Annotated in this window: 21 protein-coding genes and 1 riboswitch; of the genes, 20 read left to right on the forward strand and 1 reads right to left on the reverse strand. The window is 34.8% G+C overall.

Annotated elements, in window-relative coordinates:
* Positions 1–204: 204 nt before the first annotated feature.
* Positions 205–1,563, reverse strand: coding sequence for a DDE-type integrase/transposase/recombinase (locus BMZ74_RS04135; RefSeq protein ID WP_089860166.1), 1,359 nt, complete (start codon positions 1,561–1,563; stop codon positions 205–207).
* A 184-nt stretch (positions 1,564–1,747) separates the two neighbouring features.
* Between BMZ74_RS04135 and BMZ74_RS04140 the strand changes: the two genes are divergently transcribed.
* The 20 genes from BMZ74_RS04140 (at position 1,748) to BMZ74_RS04235 (ending at position 22,690) form a co-directional block, all read left to right on the forward strand.
* Positions 1,748–3,037: a TRAP transporter large permease gene (locus tag BMZ74_RS04140; protein ID WP_089860169.1), complete on the forward strand. Its 1,290-nt coding sequence runs from the start codon at positions 1,748–1,750 to the stop codon at positions 3,035–3,037.
* Positions 3,038–3,205: 168 nt separating this feature from the next.
* Positions 3,206–3,307: riboswitch (SAM riboswitch) on the forward strand.
* Between the two features lie 294 nt (positions 3,308–3,601).
* Positions 3,602–4,417, forward strand: coding sequence for a MetQ/NlpA family ABC transporter substrate-binding protein (locus tag BMZ74_RS04145; protein WP_089860172.1), 816 nt, complete (start codon positions 3,602–3,604; stop codon positions 4,415–4,417).
* Positions 4,418–4,480: 63 nt separating this feature from the next.
* The gene (locus tag BMZ74_RS04150; protein WP_089860174.1) at positions 4,481–5,656 is read left to right on the forward strand and encodes a pyridoxal phosphate-dependent aminotransferase; all 1,176 of its coding nucleotides are present in this window, start codon (positions 4,481–4,483) and stop codon (positions 5,654–5,656) included.
* Positions 5,657–5,696: 40 nt separating this feature from the next.
* Entirely contained in the window at positions 5,697–6,800 is a 1,104-nt protein-coding gene (locus BMZ74_RS04155) for an iron-containing alcohol dehydrogenase family protein (RefSeq protein ID WP_089860177.1), read from the forward strand.
* 213 nt (positions 6,801–7,013) lie between these two features.
* Complete coding sequence (locus BMZ74_RS04160; RefSeq protein WP_089860180.1) at positions 7,014–7,988, forward strand: zinc transporter ZntB; 975 nt, start codon at positions 7,014–7,016, stop codon at positions 7,986–7,988.
* 141 nt (positions 7,989–8,129) lie between these two features.
* A complete protein-coding gene (gene yhfZ, locus BMZ74_RS04165) occupies positions 8,130–9,077 on the forward strand; it encodes a GntR family transcriptional regulator YhfZ (RefSeq protein ID WP_089860183.1) in 948 nt (315 codons plus the stop codon).
* 10 nt (positions 9,078–9,087) lie between these two features.
* On the forward strand, positions 9,088–9,456 hold the full coding sequence (locus BMZ74_RS04170; protein WP_089860186.1) for a PRD domain-containing protein: 369 nt from the start codon (positions 9,088–9,090) through the stop codon (positions 9,454–9,456).
* 4 nt (positions 9,457–9,460) lie between these two features.
* Positions 9,461–9,817: a DUF2620 family protein gene (locus tag BMZ74_RS04175; RefSeq protein ID WP_089860189.1), complete on the forward strand. Its 357-nt coding sequence runs from the start codon at positions 9,461–9,463 to the stop codon at positions 9,815–9,817.
* 71 nt (positions 9,818–9,888) lie between these two features.
* A complete protein-coding gene (locus tag BMZ74_RS04180) occupies positions 9,889–11,160 on the forward strand; it encodes a YhfT family protein (protein WP_089860192.1) in 1,272 nt (423 codons plus the stop codon).
* Between the two features lie 33 nt (positions 11,161–11,193).
* Positions 11,194–12,303: an amidase family protein gene (locus tag BMZ74_RS04185; protein WP_089860195.1), complete on the forward strand. Its 1,110-nt coding sequence runs from the start codon at positions 11,194–11,196 to the stop codon at positions 12,301–12,303.
* Positions 12,296–13,180 carry a phosphotriesterase family protein gene (locus BMZ74_RS04190; protein WP_218142045.1) on the forward strand — a complete coding sequence of 295 codons (885 nt, stop codon included), beginning with the start codon at positions 12,296–12,298 and terminating at the stop codon, positions 13,178–13,180. The genes BMZ74_RS04185 and BMZ74_RS04190 overlap by 8 nt, the downstream gene beginning before the upstream one ends.
* A gap of 14 nt (positions 13,181–13,194) precedes the next feature.
* On the forward strand, positions 13,195–14,292 hold the full coding sequence (locus tag BMZ74_RS04195; protein ID WP_089860198.1) for an aminotransferase class V-fold PLP-dependent enzyme: 1,098 nt from the start codon (positions 13,195–13,197) through the stop codon (positions 14,290–14,292).
* A gap of 14 nt (positions 14,293–14,306) precedes the next feature.
* Positions 14,307–15,500 (forward strand): alanine racemase, encoded by a 1,194-nt coding sequence (locus BMZ74_RS04200; protein WP_089860202.1) that lies wholly within the window; start codon positions 14,307–14,309, stop codon positions 15,498–15,500.
* Positions 15,497–16,720, forward strand: a complete 1,224-nt coding sequence (locus BMZ74_RS04205) for a phosphopentomutase (protein WP_089860206.1) — start codon at positions 15,497–15,499, stop codon at positions 16,718–16,720. Before BMZ74_RS04200 ends, BMZ74_RS04205 begins: the two co-directional genes overlap by 4 nt.
* Before the next feature lie 298 nt (positions 16,721–17,018).
* On the forward strand, positions 17,019–18,026 hold the full coding sequence (gene trpS, locus BMZ74_RS04210) for a tryptophan--tRNA ligase (RefSeq protein WP_089860209.1): 1,008 nt from the start codon (positions 17,019–17,021) through the stop codon (positions 18,024–18,026).
* Positions 18,027–18,041: 15 nt separating this feature from the next.
* The gene (locus tag BMZ74_RS04215; RefSeq protein WP_089860212.1) at positions 18,042–18,608 is read left to right on the forward strand and encodes an NUDIX hydrolase; all 567 of its coding nucleotides are present in this window, start codon (positions 18,042–18,044) and stop codon (positions 18,606–18,608) included.
* A 1-nt stretch (position 18,609) separates the two neighbouring features.
* The gene (locus tag BMZ74_RS04220; protein WP_089860215.1) at positions 18,610–19,449 is read left to right on the forward strand and encodes a hypothetical protein; all 840 of its coding nucleotides are present in this window, start codon (positions 18,610–18,612) and stop codon (positions 19,447–19,449) included.
* 65 nt (positions 19,450–19,514) lie between these two features.
* The gene (locus tag BMZ74_RS04225; RefSeq protein ID WP_089860218.1) at positions 19,515–20,270 is read left to right on the forward strand and encodes a MurR/RpiR family transcriptional regulator; all 756 of its coding nucleotides are present in this window, start codon (positions 19,515–19,517) and stop codon (positions 20,268–20,270) included.
* Positions 20,271–20,383: 113 nt separating this feature from the next.
* On the forward strand, positions 20,384–21,304 hold the full coding sequence (gene pfkB, locus BMZ74_RS04230) for a 1-phosphofructokinase (protein ID WP_089860222.1): 921 nt from the start codon (positions 20,384–20,386) through the stop codon (positions 21,302–21,304).
* A complete protein-coding gene (locus BMZ74_RS04235; RefSeq protein WP_089860225.1) occupies positions 21,305–22,690 on the forward strand; it encodes a PTS fructose transporter subunit IIC in 1,386 nt (461 codons plus the stop codon).
* Positions 22,691–22,716: the final 26 nt, after the last annotated feature.

Genomic DNA, 22,716 nt, shown 5'->3' on the forward strand with positions numbered 1-22,716 from the left:
GATAACGTCAAATAAAATATGATAGTTACCATAAAATGTAAGTAAATAGTAATAGAGTATCACTAATTTTAATTATAATAAAAATCTTAAGAATGTCAAAAGCTTGAAGATGTAAATGATGTAAAAAAATGTAATTAAATAAATATAAAACTCTAAAAGAGTTGAGCAAGATTTTTTGAAAAGTTATTCAGTAAAGATATTTAGTTACTTATCAGTTTTGTTGATCCACCTGATAAGTTGAGCCCAGGAGTTAATGGGCTGGCCTCTTGAATCTTCAACAACAAGAGGAGCCTTGTTATCAAAAGAGCTATGAGGTTTTATATAGTTAAAATATAGCTGATATAAAGTTAAATGAGCAAGAGCACCATCAAAGGAACTAAAGCTTTTATGACGTTTGTAATGAGCTTTATAGGTGCCAAAGAAACGCTCAATGATGTTTTTATAGGGTCTGTAAACCTCATCTGAATTATCGTCATCAGTAAAAAGTCCTTTAACTTGTCTGTGATCTACATCGGTCTTTAAAAAGGCCTTTGCAGCATGCACAGCAGTTCTATAGATTGGTGCCATATCAGAAACCAGGACAAAATCCCGACCCTGGTATTGGTCAATAATTCTTTTGAGAATGGTGATTGCACCTTTGGCATCTCGATGTTTTGAGAGATGCTGAGCAATGATACAGCCGTTTTTACCATCAATGGCAGTAAAAAGATAATGCCAGCTGCCTTTGATTTTGATATATGTTTCATCAACAGCAACAATGCCAGATAAAGGTAGATCAAGGTCCTTAATGTTAGGACCAAGTCTGTGAGCTAAAGAGACAGTCCAGTTTTGGATAGTCTGAGCTGAAGGTGAAACATTATATGCAAGTTTCAGGGCTCTTTTAGTCTGTCTTAGAGAAAGACCAAGACCCACATAAAAATCCATAGCTTTGGAGATTATGAAGTTCCCATACTGGGAATGATCCAGGTTAACAGGTTCTTTATCAGGTCTTGAAACTTCAAGGTTTTCGACATCAAAATCATAGGCTCTATAGCGATATCTTTTGTGTTCATTTTTCCATTTAGAGCAGTCATCATTGCGGCATTTATACTTGGTAAAATGCTTACGCTCTTTCTCTTTAGATAAAGCATAGCCGCAAAAAGGGCAGCGATAGGTAGGCCTGTTACTGGATCTTAGTTCAGGTTTTTCAGGAGCCCACTGATGATCACAAACTTTGCACTGAAGCTTCTGGTAACCATCTGGGTCATGACCGAAGCTGTAGAGATATTTTTTAGGAGCGCCACATTCGGAGCATTTTTCGACTTCTACAGTCAGAGGTTTACGGCGGTTAACAGGCTTTATGGGCTGACCATTTTCTTTAGCTTCAGCCAAAATTTCCTGATAATTAAGCTGTTCAATAACAGGAAGTGGGTCATCAAAGCTGTTAAACTTAGTATAGCTGTCATCAAGTTTTTCTTTGGGTTCAAAGTCAACGTGAAAGAGCTTGGAGAAAAAGAGATAGACCAAAAGAACAAAATTCATAAGAGGTTTAAGCAGGAAATTAGGTAAATTTCGAGAAATCATAACTTAGGATCCCTTCCTTTCTGGGTGTAGTAGGTTGTGACTTCTCAATTACTATTTACGAGCTCAGGGGGAGGGATTCCTGCATTTAGTGCAGATTCCTAAACTGACAATTATGATAACTATTAATATTTTTAAAAAAACTATTAGATTTGACGTAACGTAAAAAAGAAAGGAAGGTTTAATTATGGAATTAAGTGCAGTAACTTTTTCGGCAATAATATTAATAATATTTTTAATTTCTAAAGTTCCTGTTTTTGTTTCTTTACTTGCTGGAACAATGACATATTTTGTTATATCTCCGCATGTTCCTTCGATAATTGCTGCTCAGAGAATTTTATCTGGAGTCCAAAGTATTCCTTTGCTGGCTATTCCTTTCTTTGTGAGTGCGGGTATTTTTATGAATTATTCTGGAGTATCTAAAAGAATTATGAATTTTGCCCAAAGTCTAACTGGTCATATGAGTGGAGGATTAGCTCAAGTTAATGTTTTATTGTCAGCTTTGATGGGTGGTCTTTCAGGCTCTAACCTTGCTGATGCTGCAATGCAAGCTCAAATGTTAGTGCCTGAAATGGAAAAGAAGGGACTTTCGAAAGAATTTTCTTCAGTAGTAACTGCTACTTCTGCTATGATAACACCTTTGATACCACCAGGAATAGCAATGATTTTATACGGCTCGATTGCAAATGTTTCTATTGGCAAATTATTTGTCGCTGGTATTGGAGCGGGACTTTTGCTAACAATTGTTTTAATGATTTTAATATCTTATTTATCTAAAAAAAAGGGTTATAAACCAGTTAGAGATAGTATGGTTAGCGGAAAAGAATTACTTCAATCAATAAAAATAGCTTTTTTGCCTTTACTATTACCAGTTATAATAATTGGTGGAGTAAGATTTGGTATATTTACTCCAACTGAGGGGGGAGCGGTTGCAATTGTTTATGCTTTGTTTTTAGGCTTTCTATATAAAGAAATGAAATTTAAAGATATAATAACTGGAATCAAAGAAACAATAACAAGTACAGCTTCGATTATGGTTATAGTTGGCGCTGCTTCAGCTTTTGCCTGGATTTTAACAAGAGAAAGAATACCACAAGAAATAACTCAACTGATTGTAAGTAGTATTTCAAATAAGTATATATTTTTATTTATAGTAAATATATTTTTAATAATTGTAGGTATGTTTATTGAAGGTAATGCAGCAATGATTGTTTTAGTTCCACTTCTAAAACCAATTGCTTCTGCTTATGGTATTAATGATATTCATTTTGCGATGATATTTATAGTAAACTTATCTATTGGAGCTTTAAGTCCTCCATTAGGGACTTTGATGTTTGTAACTTGTGGAATAACAAAATGTGAGATAGAAGATTTTATTAAAGAATCTATTCCTTTTTATATAGCATTAGTTGTAGTATTATTATTAATTACTCTATTTCCGATTTTTTCAGTCGGAATAGTTAATCTTGTTTATTAAATATGGAAATTTGATTATTAAGGCTGCTCTTGATTTTTAATTTATTTCAAAAAATAATAGACTAAATTTAAAAATCAGTTGACAAGCTTTTAAAATGATGTTATTCTTTATAGATAAATAATAGTAAACTACTAAAGTTATTGAAAATCAAACTAAAAATTTAATAAAAATTCATCAAGAGTGGCGGAGGGACTGGCCCTGTGAAGCCCGGCAACCTACCATTAAGGTAAGGTGCCAAATCCTGCATTTCAAAGAAATGAAAGATGAGAGGATTATTAAACCCTCTCAGGAGGGTTTATTTTTTTATTGCCACTTTTGTAATTTAATTTCAAAAGTGGTCTTTTATTTTTCTACTAATTGATTTTTAGTTGATTATAGTAGAATTTCTTAAATTAAATGGAGGTGAGAAATAGACTGAATTATTTTTGCTGAGGCTAAACAATATATAAAGTTGATCATTGAAATTATGTGGTATTATTTAAAATCAAGTTTAAATTAAATAATTTTTTTAAGTATTAATTAAAAAGATAATAAATAAACTATAAGTAGAGGAGAATTTAAATTATGAAAACAAAAATTAAAGCATTTTTATTAAGTAGTGGAGTATTTTTAGCAGTCGCTTTTTATCTCTTACTTTCTTTGAATCCTGTTCAGGCAGCAGATCCAGTCTTAACTGTAGGTGCAACCGCCGGCCCATTTGCTCAGATTCTAGAAGCTGTCAAGCCAGTTTTAAAAAGAGATGGTGTTGAGTTAAAAATTATTGAGTTTAGTGATTATGTAACTCCTAATCTAGCTTTAGCAGATGGCAGCCTTGATGCTAACACTTTTCAGCATATTCCATATTTTGAGCGTTTTAAAGCAGATCGTAATTTAGATCTTGTTTCAGTAGCTAAAACAATTATTATTCCAATTGCAATTTACTCTGATAAATATAAATCATTAACAGAATTACCAGATGGTTCTACAATAGCAATTCCTAATGATCCAACCAATGGGGGAAGAGCACTGCTTCTCTTTGAAAAGGCAGGCCTAATAAAATTGGCTGATTCAGCTGGTATAGCAGCTTCTGTAGTTGATATTGAATCTAATCCGCATAATTTTAACTTTTATGAAGTAGATGCAGCTCAAACTGCTCGAGTTATTCCAGATGTAGCAGCTGCTGCAGTTAATAGTAATTATGCTTTAGAATTAGGAATGAATCCACAGCAGGATTCGATTTATATTGAAGATGCCGATTCTCCTTATGTCTGCATTGTAGCGGTTAAGCGAGAAGATCAGGCTAATCAGTTGATTAATAAATTTATTAATGCTTATCATTCTGAAAAAGTTCGCGAATTTATTAAGACTGAATTTAACGGAGCTGTTATTCCAGCTTTTTAGAATAATTTAATTTGAAATAATAACATATACGAGAGTAAAGAAATAATTAGAGGAGTGTAATTTATGCCAGCATTAAATAAAAAAATAAATAATTTTACTGATTCGGTTATTAGAAGAATGACTAGAATAGCCAATCAACATGATGCAATTAATTTATCACAGGGATTTCCTGATTTTGATCCTCCTGTAGAGTTGAAAAATGCTCTACAGGAAGTAGCTGGTGGAAGTATTCATCAGTATGCTGTAACCTGGGGAGCACCTAATTTTAGAGAGGCTCTGGCAGCTAAGCAGAGCAAGTTTATGGGAATTAAAATTGATCCGGAACAGGAAATAGTTGTTACATGTGGTAGTACAGAAGCAATGATGGTAGCAATGCTGACTGTCTGTAATCCAGGCGATAAAGTTGTTGTTTTTTCACCTTTTTATGAAAATTATACAGCTGATGCAATTCTTTCGGGAGCAGAGGCAATTTACGTCCAATTACAGCCACCAGAATTTAATTTTGATCCAGCTGAACTAGAAGCAGCTTTAAAACAGGGTGCAAAAGCATTAATACTCTGCAATCCTTCTAATCCAACTGGCAAGGTTTTTAGTCGAGCAGAGCTGCAAGTAATTGCAGAGCTTGCTGCCCAATATGATATTTTTGTAATTACAGATGAAGTTTATGAGCATCTTGTTTATCCGCCTTATCAGCATAACTATTTTGCTGCACTACCTGGTATGTTCGAGCGAACGATTTCCTGTAGTTCGCTTTCAAAAACTTACTCAATTACTGGCTGGCGGCTTGGCTATCTGATTGCTCCTGCTAATATAATTGCAGCTGCCCGGCAGGTACATGATTTTCTGACAGTTGGAGCTGCCGCTCCCCTGCAGGAGGCTGCAGTAACTGCTCTTAACTTTAAAGATGATTATTATCAACAACTACAGCAATTATATTTAAAAAAACGTGATTTTTTTCTAGCTGGTCTGGATAAACTTGGTTTAAAATATACTGTTCCACAGGGAGCATATTATGTAATGGTAGATATTAGCGACTTTGGTTTTGCTAATGACTTAGATTTCTGTGAATGGTTAATTAAAGAAATTGGTGTAGCAGCAGTACCTGGGTCAAGCTTTTTTAAAGCAGATATTAATCATTTAATTCGTTTTCACTTTGCCAAAAAAGAAGCAACTCTAGCTGCTGCGCTGGCTAGATTAGCTAAACTACAGGAAAAGCTCAGTCTAAGAAATAAAAAATAGCAGTTTAAACTTAAAAATTAGAAAAGGAGTAGTGGAATAAATGCATTTAGTAATGGGATCGCCGAATAGATATTTACAAGAAAAAGATATTTTATTAAAAGCTGGTGAGCAGATTGCTCCTCTGGGTAAAAAGGTATTATTAGTTGGTGACGAGACTACTCTAGCTGTTGCCCGGCCCAAATTAGCGCCTAGTTTAAACAAAGCTGGACTTGAGTTTGCAGAAGAGGTTTTTGCAGGTGAAGTAACTAAAGAGGAAGCCCACCGAATAGCTGATCTACTTATTAACGCTGGCTATGATCTAATTATTGGAGTTGGAGGTGGAAAAGCGATCGATACAGCTAAAGCAGCCGCAGCTTATGCTGATCGTAAACTAGTTACAATTCCCACCCTTGCCTCTAATTGTGCTCCCTGGACACCATTATCTGTTTTTTATGATCAAACAGGTGCTTTTGAAGAATATATTATTTTTCAGTTCAGTCCAGCTCTGGTACTAGTTGATACTGAAATTATAGCTAAGTCAATGCCTAACTATTTTAAAGCAGGTATTGCTGATACAGTAGTTAAATTTTATGAAGCCCGTGCTTCAGCAGCAAATAAAGAAAAAAATGTTCCCACCCGGGCGGCATTAAAGATTGCTGCTGAATGTAAGTATATTATATTTGAGTATGCAGTTCAGGCTGCTAAAGATCTGGAAAAACAGAAAGCAAGTAAAGCAGTTGAGAAAATTGTTGATAGTATTATTGCTCTAGGAGGCATGGTAGGTGGAATTGGTAGTGATAATTGTCGAATTGCAGCTGCTCATGCTATCCACAATGGTTTAACTGTTTTGCCAGAAACACATCAGCTTTTACATGGTGAAAAAGTAGCTTTTGGCACTCTTGTTCAGTTAGAATTAGAAGGAGCAGAATCAGAATTTTTTGAGCTCCTGGAACTACTTAATCAGTTAGATCAGCCGATTACTCTGGACCAGCTAGGCCTGTCAGATATTGAACAGTCAGCTTTAGAGAAAGTAGCAGTTAAGAGTTGTTTACCAGCAGAATCAATTCATAATCTACCTTTTAAAGTAAATCCTGAGCTAGTGATTAAAGCTATTCAATCAGTTGATGAGAAAGCCCAGGCTTATCTAGCAAAATTAAAAAAGTAGATTAAATAATTTAATTTTTAATAGTTTGAATAGATAGCTTGAATAGCTTTTTTAAACCAGTTAAGTTAACTTAGCTGGTTTTTTTATTAAATCTTTAACTTGCTAGGCAGGATATTTTTATTTTGTATTTAATAATTAAACTAAGCTTGTGTTTTATAGATTTTTTAGATTACTTTAAACAGCTCATTAATTATAAAAAAAGGGGGAGATATTATGACAATAGAACAGGCTTTAATTACTGGTTATGCTGTTAATCAATCAGAAGCTGTTCCGCTCAATAAATTATCTCCAGCAGATGCAAAAGTTAGTGCTGATCATTTTGTCTGGTATCATCTTAATGTTCAGACAGCAGAGGCCCGGGAATGGCTGCGTAACAATAGTGGGTTGTCAGAGATAGTTATTAAAGAATTAATTACAGAAGAAACTAGACCCCGGGTTTTAAAAGATGAAGCAGGTATTTTAATTAACCTCAGAGGTTTAAATTTAAATCCTGACTCAGATGAAGAGGATATGGTTTCATTACATATGTGGATCGAGCCTGGCCTGGTAATTACTACCAGGAGTGAACGAGTCTTTACAATTAATGATATTGATGATCTTTATAGAAAGAATGAAGGGCCAGCTACAATTAATGACTTTTTGCTGCAGGTTATTGATGGCGTATTAGATCGAATTAGTGATTATGTCTATGATTTAGAAGCTCAAATTGATACTATGGAAGAATCTGTTTTGACAGCTGAACTAAGTCAGATTAGATCGCTATTAGCTGAAAAACGTCGGGAAGTTGTAATTATTAGACGCTATATAGTACCACAAAGGGAAGTGATGACGCGACTGTATCGAGAAAAAATTGATTGGCTTAATGAAGATGATAGAGAATATATTTATGAGTTTTCTAATTTAACTATTCGGCAGGTGGAGGAACTTGATTCGATTCGAGAAAGAGCTGTTCTGGTTCAGGAAGAGTTAAGCAATAAAATTAATGATCAAATGAACCGCACAATGTATATTTTATCAATTGTTGGAAGTGTTTTTCTACCACTTGGTTTTTTAACTGGTTTATTTGGAATTAATATTGGAGGGATGCCTGGAACTGAAAATGAGTATGCTTTCTGGGTATTTTCTTTTTTAATGGTTTTAATTATTATAATTGAATATTTGTTATTTAAAAAGAACAACTGGCTTTAAATATGTATCCAGGCATAAATCAAAATAAATAGTTGTAAAATAAAAAATTTTATGTTAAACTAATATACAAAATACAGTACATTGTATTGTGTTTTATTTTAACTTATTGTACAGAATCCTGTATATTGAGGAGGGAAAAGAATGGTTTCTGAAATAAAAACAAAAATGATGTCTAAAATTGGCTATACAACTTCAATGTTGGCCCGGGAATTTCTTTTAAAAAATAAAGGAGATAGAATTAATACAATTAGTGCTTATGCAGAAAATTTTAGTACTGGGCGTGGAACTGTTCAGGCAGCTATCTCTTTTTTAACTGAACATCATGCTTTAGAGTTGGAATCAAAAGGTCATCTAGGCAGTTATATAATAAATCTAGATTATCAGCTGCTCTGGGAAATTGCTGATTTAGGTATGATAATGGGATTATTGCCTTTACCTTATTCATTACGTTATGAAGGCCTGGCTACCGGTTTGAACCGGGAATTTAAACAGGCAGATTTTCAGTATAGTATTGCCTATACAAGGGGTTCAGAAAAAAGAATAAATGTACTGCAGGAAGATAAATATGATTTTGTAATTCTATCCAAATTTGCTGCTAATTATTATCAAGCAGAGCTGCAGAATGAGCTTGATTTAGAAATTTTAATGGGTTTTGGTCCTGGCAGTTATCTTTCTAAACATGTAATAGTTTTTTCTGATCCAGCCAGTCAGCAAATTGAGTCTGGTATGAAGATTGGGCTTGATCCATCGTCAGCTGACCATAAAATTTTAACGGAGCTTGAATGTCAGGATAAAGATGTAGAGTTTGTAGAATTAACTTATATGAAAATAATGGAGCATATTAGAAATAAGACAATTGATGCTGCAGTCTGGAATTATGATGAAATTAGTGAACTAGAAAATATTAATTTTTCTGATCTGCAGAATGAAAGCTCTTTAACAATGAATAAAGAAATTAGCACTGCAGTTATTCTGGTTAACAAAAACAGCAGGCTAATTAGGAGAATTCTCAATAAAACAATTGATCCAGCTGAGGTAGTCAAACTGCAGCAGGCGGTATTAAAAAGACAGTTGATTCCAGAATATTAGGAGGAATAAGATGGATGCAAAGTTGAAAGAAAGACTTGAAATTTTAGTAGCAGGAGATTTGTTGACAGAAGAATTAAAAAATAAGTTAGAAAGTTTATTAACTGATTTTGAAGCTAGTTATCAGGTAGAATTAAATAATGATAATGCAGCTATGCTGGTCACCCATTTGCCAATGGCTTTAATGAGAATTAAGCGTGGCGAAGCAGTTGAAGACTTAAATGAAGCAGTTTTAACTGAATTGAAAGCAGAAGAATTTTATACAGATTGTTTAGATTTTATTGAGAAAATTGAAGTGGAAACAGGAATTGAAATACCAGAGGGAGAGAAAAACTATCTGGTACTTCATTTTTGTAATTTAATTAAACAGCAGAGGGGGTAATAAGATGAAGATAGTAATTGGAGGTCAGGTTGATCGTCAAAAAATTGCTGATAAAGTAGTAGAAATTACTGATTCTGAAGTTGAAGTCGAAGTTATGGATGATATTCAAGCAGCAACAGCTATTAAAACAGGAGCAGCTGATTATTATTTTGGAGCTTGCCACACTGGTGGCGGTGGTGCTTTAGGTATGGCAATGGCTATTTTAACTAGTGCTAAATGTGCAACAATTTCGATGCCTGGTCGTGGACCTAAAGAAGAAAAAATAATTGAAGAATTAGAAGCTGGTAAGGTTGCTTTTGGTTTTACAGCTGATCACATTGATAAAGCTGTTACATTATTAATCAAAAATATTTTGAATTAGGTTTTACTTGAGCTAAAAATATTACTTAGATAAGAAAGCTTGCTCAATTAATTAAACAAGGGGTGGAAAAAATGCAGACAATTTTAATGGCCTTAATGGGTGGACTGGCAGCTATTTTGACTAATAAGGGGATAGCAGTGTTTAATGATGGCCTGCGGCCAATTATTCCAGAAAATGTTGAAGGTAGGATGAGCAAAAGAGACTTAGCGGCAACTTCTTTTGCAATGAGCTTTGGTCTGGTAATTGGATTTGGAATTCCATTTAGTCTTTCAGCTAATATTCTTTTGATACATAGTATTTTATTAGGAACTGATGTCATAGGGACCTGGGCACCAAAAGGAAAAAAAGGAGTCCTTACTGCTGGTGTAGTTGGAGCTCTCTATGGTCTAGGTTTAATGTATGGTCTTGGTTTTATTGTAGATGTTTTTGCTAAATTACCAGTTAACTTTCTTGATGATTTAGGTAAGGTTGGTAATCCAATTGTAGTAGCTTTTGCTGCCTTCCCTGCTCTGGCAACAGCTTATCAATTTGGTGCTAAACGAGGTGTTTTTAATCTGCTTGCAGCAGGTATTGTTCGTCAGCTGGCAGTTAGATTTAGTCCTCTGCAGCTAGGAGAAATCCAGGTTGCAATTAATCCAGAAGGAATGGCACTTATTACTGGAATGGTAATCTTACTAATCTTTGCTGCTGGAGAAAAAGGAAAGAGTAGTGGAGTTAGTGATCTAGTTTCTGTTTTTAGCGAAAGAGTTGCCAGGATTAAAAAGAATTTACCTCTGCTGGCAATAATGGGAGCACTTGTTTCAGCTGCGACTGCCTATCAAATTCTGGCTGGTGATCCAATTTCTCTAAACTTAGTTAAAGAGGGAGATTTAAATGCAGCGGCTTTAGCAGCTCTGGCAAGAGGAATTGGTTTTATACCTCTAATTGCTACTACTGCAATTGCAACAGGTGTGTATAGTCCAGTCGGTATGACTTTTATTTTTGCTGCAGCTTTATTTTTAAAGAATCCCCTTCTGGCAGCTTTAGCTGGTGCGATTATTATTTCTTTAGAAATTCTTTTTCTGGATAATATGGCTGGTCTGCTTGACAAGTTTCCCGGTATTAAAAAAGCAGGTGATAATATCAGGACTGCTATGAGTAAGGTGCTAGAAATTGCTCTTTTAGTTGGTGGTATGAATGCAGCTAATGCTATCTTACCTGGCTTTGGCTTCTTCTTTGTTGCTGGTCTCTATATTTTAAATGAAATTGCTGATCAGCCTATAGTCAGGATGGCAGTTGGTCCTACCGCCGCAATTTTGGTTGGTATAATTGCTAATATTTTTGCTATCTTTTCTTTAGTATAGTTGAAAATTTATCCGAAAGGATTTGAGTAAGAGATGAAAGATCTGTCAGAAAAATTATTAACTAAATTTAATAATGCTCTCCAGACAAATTCTGCTGCAGTGGTCTATCATAATCGGAATTTAAAACCAAAATTAATAAATCTTTATAATACAGATAAAGAGCATTATTTATTTGGAGTCAAAAATACTGCCCAAATTCCAATTGATTTAGTAAAAAAGTTAAGTCAGGATAATAAATTCTTTTTACACACAATTGATAAGATGGCCTGTGGTGGACGCGCAGTTGACCCTGATTTGATAAATCCACTAACTTTACGTGTAATGACAGGTTCTAGTAGTGGTGGCTGTATAAATATTCTGGCGGGAATAAATGACTTAGCAATAGGCACAGATGGAGGCGGCTCGGTTTTAGCTCCTGCTGCTTCCACAGCTTTATTTGCAATTATGGCGAAAGGTTTAGGATTAAAAGGTCAACAGCAGAAAATATCTACTGATGAGCTTAAATTTGTACCTGGAATTGGATTTATTGCTGCTGAATATCAAATTTGTCTAGCTGCTGTAAAAAAGTTACTTTCTTTTCCGGAACTGCCAGAGTTAAACAGTAATTTAACTATTGCTCTTCCGCAGCCGGGAAGCTGTACTTTACCTGATGGCCAGGATATGGCAGAGTTAGTTGCTTTAGCTGAACCTAATCTAGCAAAATTTAAACTAAATAGAATTGACTTAACTGGTGCAGCAGATAGAAAAACTGCAATTAGAATTATTGAAGCTGCTTTTGCAGCAGGAGCTGAAATTATTATTACAGCAGAAGGGCCGGTAGATTATTATGGTTATGGAGATTCAGTTCATGGCAGCTGGCAGATTGGAAAAAGCAGCCAGCAGCGCAGTGGTAAATACTTGATGCGGGCAGCTAACCTAGTTAATGCAACTGCATTGGCTTTGCCAACTAACAAGCTGGCAACAGCTTTAATTTTAATTGCTCGTCCTGGCTTAGAATCTGGCCTAAAATTACTGAGCTTAGGTCTTAAACTGCAGAATTTATTTAAACGTCCTGAACTTTTTAAACGATATTTTATTAACCAGCAGAGAAATGAAAAGGAAAATTTTTTAGGAGCTGATAATTTTGATCAATACTTTGGCTAAACAAATAACTCCTTCTCAAATGGGAATTACTATGTATCATGAGCATTTGACGATTGACCTGTCCCGGCAAAAGTCAGATTCTGATGCTAAATTAACTGGAGATTTATTACTCAAAGATTTATCTAGAATCAAGGAATTTGGAGTTAAAACTATTATTGAATTGAGTAATATTGGGATGGGTAGAAATTTAAAAAGAATGCAAGAACTGGCTGCTAAATTTGACTTTAATATTATTGCCAGTACAGGTTTTTATAAAGAGCCTTATTTACCAGAAATTTTTTATCAAAAAAATGCTGATCAACTTACCAGTCTAATGGTTTCTGAAATTAAAAATGGTATTGAAGGAACAAATATTAAGGCAGGAGTTATTGGTGAAATAGGAAGCAGTAAAGAATTTACTCCAGCAGAAAAAAAATTATTTAAAGCAGCAGCACAGGCACAACAGCAAACAGGAGTGCCAATAATTACTCATCTTACTCTGGGAAGTTGTGGCTTAGAACAATTAGAAATTTTAACTGCTAATGGAGCTGACTTAAATAAGGTAGCTTTTAGTCATCTTGATTTAGCAGAAGATATTGACTATATTTTAAAAATTGCTGAACGAGGTGTTTTTATCGGGATTGATACAATTGGTAAGCTCAAATATCAGACTGATCAGTTTAGAGTAAAAATTGTACAAGAATTAATCAAAGCAGGTTTTAGTCAGCAAATCTTGCTTTCGACTGATCTAACCCGCTTATCTCATCTCACCGCAAATGGTGGACATGGGTATCAGTATTTATTTGATAGTTTTATTCCACAACTTGAAGCAGCTGGTTTGAGTAAAGTAGAAATTGAAGCCATAATTACTGATAATCCAGCGCGGCTATTTTCTTGATTGGAGGTTAAAAGATGAAAACTTATCCACTGCAGTCATTAACTATTAATGAAGCAGTTCAATTACAATATCAATTAGTTGATACAATTCAAAATGAATTTAAAGGAACAGAACTTCTAAACGGAGGTGACTATGGGCTTGATCCTGATCTAAAGCAGCCTCGTTTTACTCATAAAGTAGAACAAGTATTGGCTGATTTTTTTGATGTAGAACAGGCTCTTTTAGTTAGGGGAGCAGGAACAGGTGCTTTAAGATCTTTTTTTAATGCTAATCTTAAAGTAAATGAATCTGTATTAGTCCATGCTGCTCCAATTTATCCAACAACTAAAGTAACTCTAGATAGTATGGGCTTAGCAATTATTAAATTTGATTTTAATCAACTCCAGAGTACTGCTGATATAAAATTATTGCCTGATAAAGATTTTGCTGCTATTTTAGTTCAACACAGTCGGCAGCGAATTGATGATCACTATGATTTTAATAAAGTAATTAAAATTTTAAAAACAAAATATCCAGCTATACCAATAATTACTGATGATAATTATGCTGCTCTAAAAGTTAAAAAAATTGGGGTTCAGGCAGGAGCTGACCTAAGTACATTTTCTCTATTTAAACTGCAGGGACCTGCTGGAATAGGCCTTTTATTAGGGAAAAATAAATATCTAACTGCTGTTAAGAAAATAAACTATTCTGGAGGTAGTCAGGTGCAGGGACCAGAAGCTATGGCTGCTTTACGGGCAATGGTAACTGCTCCAGTAATTCTTGCAGTTCAGGCCAAAAGTGTAGCTGAGGTAAATGAACGTTTAAATCAAGGAGAAATATCAGCAGTAGAAAGTTCTTTTATTGCTAATGCTCAATCCAAAGTAGTGATTATGAAATTTAAACAGGCAATTGCTAAAGAATTTTTGGCTAAAGTTAATCAATATGGAGGAGTTCCTTACCCAGTTGGTTCAGAATCTTGTTATGAGATTGGAGCTATGTTTTACAGAATATCAGGAACATTTCGAGAGCAGGATCCAGCCGCAGAAAATTATTTAGTTAGAATTAATCCAATGCGGGCTGGAGCCGATACAATACTGAAAATTATTAAAAAAACTTTAGCCAATTTATAAAGGTAGTGATAATTATGTTTTTAGAGAAAATGCAGCAGCGAAATCCAGAATTAATTGAGACAGCTTTCTATTTACACCGCAAAGAGATACTGGAAGCAAATACATATATTTTAGACCTTGACCAGATTAAGGCCAATGCAGCCTTAATGGCAAAAGAAGCAGCTCACTATAATTTCAAACTTTATTTTATGACTAAGCAGTTGGGACGTAATCCATTAGTTGCTAAAGCAATATCTGCAGCAGGGATTGAAAAAGCAGTTGCTGTTGATCCCTGGGAAGCCAGAACTCTGGCCCAGGCTGGTATTAAATTGGGAAATGTTGGTCATTTAGTTCAAGTTCCAGATACTATGCTGGCTGAGATAATTTTTTATCAACCGGAAATTATGACAGTATATAGTCTTGCTAAGGCAAAAAGAATTTCCGAAATTGCTCTGGCTCAGGGAAAAGTGCAGCCAATTATGTTAAGAATATACAGTCCAGATTCTTTTAATTATCAGGGGCAGATGGGAGGAATTAGCTTAACTGAGCTGGATAAGTTTGTAACAGAAATTATTAAATTAAAAGGAATAACTTTAGCCGGTTTAACTGCTTTCCCCTGTTTATTATTTGATTACGAAACTAAAGTAATTAAAACTACACCTAATTTAGAATTAGTAGTTAAAACAGCAGCTGATTTAGCTCAAAAATACGGAATTAAAATTAAACAGCTAAATACTCCAAGTGTGACCTGTCAGAAAACTATTAGTATGTTAGCTGAAGTTGGTGCTACTCATGGCGAACCAGGTCATGGCTTAACCGGAACAACCCCCTATCATGCTTATGCTGATCAGGGAGAAAAGCCAGCTTTACTCTATCTTTCGGAAGTGTCCCATCTTTTAGATCAGCAGGCCTATATTTTTGGAGGAGGATTTTATAGCCGTTCTCATTTAAAATATGCTTTAGCTGCTGGAGATAACTATCAGGTAGAATCAAAACTATATTCAGCCAGTCAGCCGGCTGCTGAGATGATAGATTATTATGCAGCTCTAGATAATAGCTCAGCTAAGCTTAAAGTTGGGGATACAGCTTTACTGGCTTTTCGAACTCAAATTTTTGTTACTAGAGCTCAGGTAGCAGTTGTAAGTGGAATCCAGACTGGTAAATTAAAATTACATGGTATTTATAATAGTCAGGGCCAGCTGCTATCTAAAAAGGAGGAACTACTATGAGCAAAAGAGCTATTTTATTAATCTTAGATGGATTAGGAATTGGAGCAATGGATGATCTTGCAGAACAGCAACGTCTGCAGGATAGGACAGCAAATACTTTAGCTAATGTTTTAACAAGTAATCCAGATTTAGAATTACCCAATTTAAATAAATTGGGTCTGAAAGCAGCGGCTAGTTTAACTGAAAGCAAGCCGCTAGCAGCTGAAATTAATGCTGCTTATAGTCGAGCCAGACTATCCTATGATGGAGCAGATACCTTTATGGGACATCAGGAAATTATGGGTTCAAGTCCAACTCATCCTAAAATTCAGCCCTTTAAAGAAGTTTATCACGAGGTCGCAGCTGCTTTGATAAAAGCAGGTTATCAAGTAACAGTTCCAGATCAGAATCACCCTTATCTATTAGTAAATGAAAAGATAGTTGTTGCAGATAATATCGAAGCTGATTATGGACAGATTTATAATGTTAGTGCCTCTCTGGATGAGATTAATTTTGATACTGTGCTGGCAGTTGGTAAAACAGTTCGAGCTGCAGTAAAGGTTAGTCGAATTATTGCTCTAGCTGGTAAAAATACAACTACTAAGCAAATTATAGATAGTATTGAAAGCCCAAATTCTCAAATAACAGGAGTTAATTCAACAGCTTCTGGAGTCTATGGTGAAGGTTATCAGGTAATTCATTTAGGTTATGGAATTGATCATCGTAAGCAAATAAGTTCTATTCTGGCTGAACAGGATTGTGATGTTAGATTGATTGGTAAAGTACAGGATGTTATTCACTGTCCACAAGCTCGCGAAAAATTACCAGCAGTAGCAACTGAACAGGTTCTATCTTTAATGTTAAGCAGGTTAGAAGAAGTTGAAAGTGGTTTAATAGCAGTTAATGTTCAAGAAACAGATTTAGCTGGACATCAACAAGATGCAGCTGAATATGGTCGAGTCTTAAAATTAGTTGATTCCAAAATACCAGATATTTTGTCCCAACTAAAAGAGGATGATTTACTGATTATTACAGCTGATCATGGAGATGATCCAACTGTTGGTCATAGTCATCATACAAGAGAAGAAGTTCCTCTTTTAGTTTATCAACCTGGAATTAAAGCTCAAAAATTTGATCCACGGGCCAGTCTAGCTGACATAGCGGCAACAATTGCTGATTATCTAACTGTTAAGGCACCGGAAAGTGGAGAAAGTTTTCTGGCAGAGCTTCAACTTAGTTGATTAAAAAATTTATTTAAATAATAAAACCCTCCAGTTTTATAGCTGTTTAAGTTTGATTTAAAAATTAAATTTAATAATTAGTTAAGATGCAGAATAAATTTCTTATTTTGCATCTTTTGTTGTTTTAGTAGTATAATTGATCTAAACTATTTTAGCTAGAATCTTTTAAGAATATCTTAAAATAATTGGGAGAGCAGTTATTATTTTTATAGTTAGCTGACAATGTGAGCCAGCTACTTGACCTCCTAATTTACTAATTATAAAATTAATTTAAAAAGGTAGGAGTGAACTTAAATTTATGAATTCAAAAACAGCTAAAAAACGTGTTTTTTCTGGTATTCAGCCGACAGGACAAATTCACATTGGTAATTATATTGGAGCTTTAAGCCTCTGGGTTGAAAATCAGGCTAAATATGATAATATTTTTTGCATAGTTGATCTACATTCATTAACAATTCCAGAAAATATTACGGCAGATTATCTTCGGCAAAAAGTGAGAGAGGCGGCAGCACTTTATCTTGCCTCAGGGATTGATCCTGAACAATCAACAATTTTTGTTCAATCTCAGGTTCCAGCTCATGCTGAATTGACCTGGCTTTTAAATTGCGTAACTCCAATTGGCTGGCTAGAAAGAATGACTCAATATAAATCTAAATCAGAAAATGTGGAATCAGTTGGAACTGGTTTATTTGATTATCCTGTTTTAATGGCAGCCGATATTTTGCTTTATCAGACAGATTTAGTGCCAGTTGGTGAAGATCAAACTCAACATATTGAAATTACCCGTGATATTGCGCAGCGTTTTAATCATCTTTATCAGCCCACTTTTAAATTGCCAGAAAAATTAATTAGGCGTAGTGGTGCTAGAATAATGGGATTTGATGAGCCAACTAATAAAATGAGTAAAAGCAGAGCTGAAGTTTCTGATCGACATGCAATTGGGTTACTTGATTCGCCAGCTAAAATTAAAAATACTATTATGAAAGCAACAACTGATTCTGACCGGGAGACTAGATTTGAATATGCTTCACCTGGTGTAAAAAATATGCTGGTTTTATATGAAGCTCTAACTGGAGAAAGTCGAACAGAGATCGAAAATCATTTTGCTGGCTCGGGATATGGTAAATTAAAGCAAGACCTGGTTGAGGTTGTGGTAGAAACTTTGCGTCCTATCCAAAATAAATATCAGCAGTTAATGGAGGCAGAAGATTATTTAACAAAGGTATTGAATGAAGGTCGTGAGCGTGCTCAGACTATAGCAGTCCAGACATTGAATCAGGTTAAAATGAGAATGGGTCTAAAGTAAAGGTGAGGTTAAATTATGAATTTGGTAAAACAAATTAAAAATTATCACCCTTTTAATGAACAGGAGGCAGCAGCTCAAAGGGTAATCTTAGATTGTTTTGAAATTTTTCCGGATTTGCTAACTAGAGAAAATGAAGTTGCCCATCTAACTGCTTCTGCTTTTACTCTAAATGAAAATAAAGATAAGACATTAATGGTTTATCATAATATTTATGACTCCTGGGCCTGGACAGGTGGTCATGCTGATGGAAATGATAATTTATTTCAGGTTGCTAGACAAGAGTTGATAGAAGAAACAGGAGTTAAAAATATTAGGGCTTTGAGTCGAGAAATTTATGCTCTCGATCTGCTGCCTGTTTTTGCCCATTGTAAAAATAACAATTTTGTTGCTGGTCATCTGCATCTAAATTTAAGTTATTTATTGCAAGCGGCAGAAAAAGATAAGCTGCAAATTAAGCCTGATGAAAATAAAGGCGTAAAATGGATACCTCTATCTGAAATCAGAAATTATTCCACAGAAAAAGATATGTATCCTGTTTATGAAAAAATCATTAGTAAATTCAAACTGAATGGAGTAACTTGAAATGGTCAAAAAAAGAATTCAATTTACCTTAACTGTTGAACAGGCTAAAGAGTTAATTGTTATCGCAGTTAGCAAACATAGTGTGTTTAAGCAGGCAGTTAAAGCTGGTAAGATACTTTTTAAAGGTGGTACAACAGTTTCTAGATTAACTGAACTGCTTTATGATTATCCGCTGCGAATTTCAGGCCGAATTACAGCCCGGGGAACTACTGCTGCTGCTAAAAAAAGTAATCTTCCGCATAGTATTTTAGTTGAAAAAGGAAATATAGTTAGTGTTGATCCAGAAATTTTAACTATTTCGCAAACACTTGGGCCAGACGACCTGGTAATTTGTGGAGCTAATGCTATTGATGCTAGAGGACAGGCAGCTTTAATGGCTGGTAGCTCTGGTGGGGGTAAAGCAGGTAGATCAATTGTTTATTGGCGTAATAGAAACGTTAATTGTTTAATTACAGCTGGTCTTGAAAAGTTAATTCCAGGTAATTTAAGGCAGCTGACTGATCAAATTAATAGAGAAAACATAGATTTAGCCTGGGGAATGGCAGTTGGATTGATTTTACTGCCTGGTCATTTGATTACAGAGCTTGAGGCAGTTAAGCTCCTGGCAGAAGTTAACTGTTATGCAATTGGAGCAGGTGGAATTGGCAGTGCTGCTGGTAGCTCAGTTCTTGAAGCTTATGGAGATAAAAAAGAAATTGATAAATTAATTAATATTTTAAAAAATCTGAAGTCACATAGTAATCAGCCGGCTGGTTTACCAGACTCTTTAGTTGAGTGCAGACCTGGCAGTCCCGATTGTGCGGACCATTTAAGCTGTGGCTATCTGAAAAACAGGTTTTAAAACCTGTTTTTTTTTATGCTATAATAAGCCTGTAAGTTATTAAAAATGTTTAAAAGGAGGTTGCTATGATCATTAAGTTAAATAAAGAACTGCTGGCTGAACTTACCAATACAGAAAAGCAGATCATTAATTATATCAACGAAAATTATCAAAAGATACCAGGAATGTCTATTATAGATCTAGCCGAAGAAACTTATACTTCACCAGCCAGTGTTTCACGGGCAGTAAAAAAATGTCAGCTGGCTGGTTTCTCAGAACTGCGATATTTAATTTCAGAGAGATTAAACAATAAAGAAAAATCAAAACCTCTAAATGATGCTCGCGAGAAGTCTTTGCTAGAAATTTCAAATACAATTGAATATTTGTCTTTAGCTAATATTTTAGAGGCAGTAGATATTATTAGAAATTCACGTAAAATCTATGTTATTGCACGCGGCTTATCTGAGCTGGTGGCCCGGGAATTTTCACTTAAACTGCAGCTCCTTGGTTTTAATACATTTCAGATTGCTGATCCCAATATTATTAAGAGCTTAACTGGTGAAAATCTTCATCCTCAGGATTTAATTTATATTTTTTCGCTTTATGGTCAAACAGAATCATTATTAATAGCAGCAGAAAATGCAGTTTCAATTGATGCCCGGGTAATTAGCTGCTGTTGTGCTGAAAATACTCCTTTAAAAGAATTATCAAATGTTTTTTTGCAGGGTTACAAACATGAGCATCATTCAATTAAAAATTTTGAAGTAAGTTCCCGACTTCCACTATATACTATTTCTCGAATTGTTGTTGATTACTTAGTTCAGGCTGAAGAAAATAAATAAAACTCATTTGAATATAGTTATTAACTAATTGAGGCTGAAAATCTTTTCAGAAACTGGAAAGACATTTTCAGCCTCTTATTATATACTGAAAATGAGCTGAGAGGGGGGAAGCAATGATTTACACATTAACAACTAATCCAGCTATTGATATGAATATAGAAAGTAATAAAATTAGACCAGGAGTAGTTAATAGGACTAAATCTACTAGTTATTCTGAAAACGGAAAAGGAGTTAATGTTTCACTAATTTTAAAACATTTTAATGTTCAATCGACAGTGTTAGGATTTTTTGGAGGTTTTTCAGGTAAATTCATTTTAGATGAACTTGCTGCTAAAGATATTCCTAATAAAGCGGTTTTAGTAGAAGAAGCTACCAGAATCAATATTTTCCTCAATGATGGAAAAGATGAGTATAAGATTGTTAATAAGGGCTCTTTTGTTAGCCGAAAAAAACAGCTGGAATTTCTTGATTTATTAAATAATCTCGATGACTGTCAATATCTTGTTATAAGCGGCAGTTTACCAAAAGGAATTAAAGAAAGTTATTATAACGAAATTTTAGAAATATGTCAAAAAAATAGAATTGAGGTTATTCTCGATATTAGTTCCAGCAAACTAAAAGACTTATTGAACTATCAGCCACTTTTAATTAAACCTAATGATGATGAAGTTAACCAGATATTTTCTCTTGCTACAAGTACTGAAGCAGAGATTAAAGCCTCTTTACAAGAGATCCATAAGCTTGGTGCTAGAAATATTCTTTTAACAATGGGAGAAAAAGGGCTTTATTTTTCAAATAGGAAAAAAATTTATTATTGTAATGCTCCGGAGATCGAACTTTGCAGTTCAGCCTGTGCGGGAGACTCTGCTCTAGCTGCTTTTTTATCAGAATGGATTTATCAGCCTGATAATTTAGAATTAGCTTTAAAACAAGCTTCAGCTACAGGGGCTAATGTCGCTGAATCAGCTGGTAGAGGCGAATTAAAAAAAGTGGAAGAATACTTAGAAGTTTTGCAAATCAAGGAGGTTAAATAAATGAAAAAAATTGTAGCTGTTACTGGTTGTCCAACTGGTATTGCACATACTTATATGGCTCAGGAATCTTTACAGGAAGCAGCCAAAAAACTTGAGGTTGAAATTAAGGTAGAGACTAATGGAGCTTCTGGTGTAGAAAACAGATTAACTGCAGCTGAAATTGAAGCAGCAGAGGGAGTAATTGTCGCTGCTGATGTTGATGTTAATCTTGATCGTTTTAATGGTAAAGCTGTTATTGATACCTCGGTTCAAGATGGTATTCATCGTCCTGAGGAATTAATTGAACAAATTTTAGCTGGTGAAGCAGAAATAAGACAGGGGGTTAAACAGTCCCAACCAGAAAAGGCAGCAAATGCTTCAATTGGAAGACAGATTTATAAACATTTGATGAATGGAGTTTCCAAGATGCTACCTTTTGTAGTTGGAGGCGGAATTTTAATAGCTGTTTCTTTTCTCTGGGGAATTCATTCGGCTGATCCCAATAGTGACCAATATAATGCTATTGCAGCAATGTTAAATCAATTAGGTGGCACAGCTTTTGGTTTGATGGTACCAATTCTAGCAGGTTATATTGCTTTTTCAATTGCTGATAAAGCTGGTTTAGCTGCTGGTTTTGTAGGAGGAGTTGTAGCTCGAGATACTGGGGCTGGTTATTTAGGTGGAATTCTAATCGGATTTTTTGCTGGTTATTTAATGGCTTATTGTAAAAAATTAATGGCTAATTTTCCTAAACAGCTCGAAGGTTTAAAATCAATCTTTTTATTACCCCTGATTGGAATTTTTATTTCTGGAACTTTAATGTATCTTCTGGGAGCACCGGTTTCTGCTGCTAATCAGGCTTTAAAAGCCCAGTTAGAGGCTATTCAGACTGCTAATCCAATTATTTTAGGAATAGTAATTGGTTGTATGAGTGCTTTTGATATGGGAGGACCTGTCAATAAAGCGGCTTATATTACAGGTACAATGCTTTTAGGAGAAGGTAATTATGAGTTTATGGCTGGTGTTTCTGCTGCCTGTATTACACCACCACTTCTAACAGCTCTGGCTACCACTATTTTTAGAAAAGAATTTACTGAAGAAGAAAAAGCTAACGGATTAGTTAACTATATTTTAGGCTCAACCCATATAACTGAGGGAGCAATACCATTTGCTGCTCAAAATCCTCTAGTTGTTATTCCAATTTTAATGATTGGGTCCTCTATTTCTGCAGTTTTAACTTATATGCTGCAAATTGAAGTACCAGCTCCTCATGGTGGATTTTTAATCTTGCCGTTGGTTAATAAGCCATTTTTGTGGGTAGGAACTATTTTATTAGGTTCTTTAGTTGGAGCTCTGCTCTATGGTTTTTATCGTAAGCACAGCAATCGGAAGCTAACTGCCAAATAGAAATTAAAATAAAAAAGAATGAAAAG

Origin of the sequence: Halanaerobium salsuginis (assembly GCF_900114545.1) — a bacterium.
Taxonomy (GTDB): domain Bacteria; phylum Bacillota; class Halanaerobiia; order Halanaerobiales; family Halanaerobiaceae; genus Halanaerobium; species Halanaerobium salsuginis.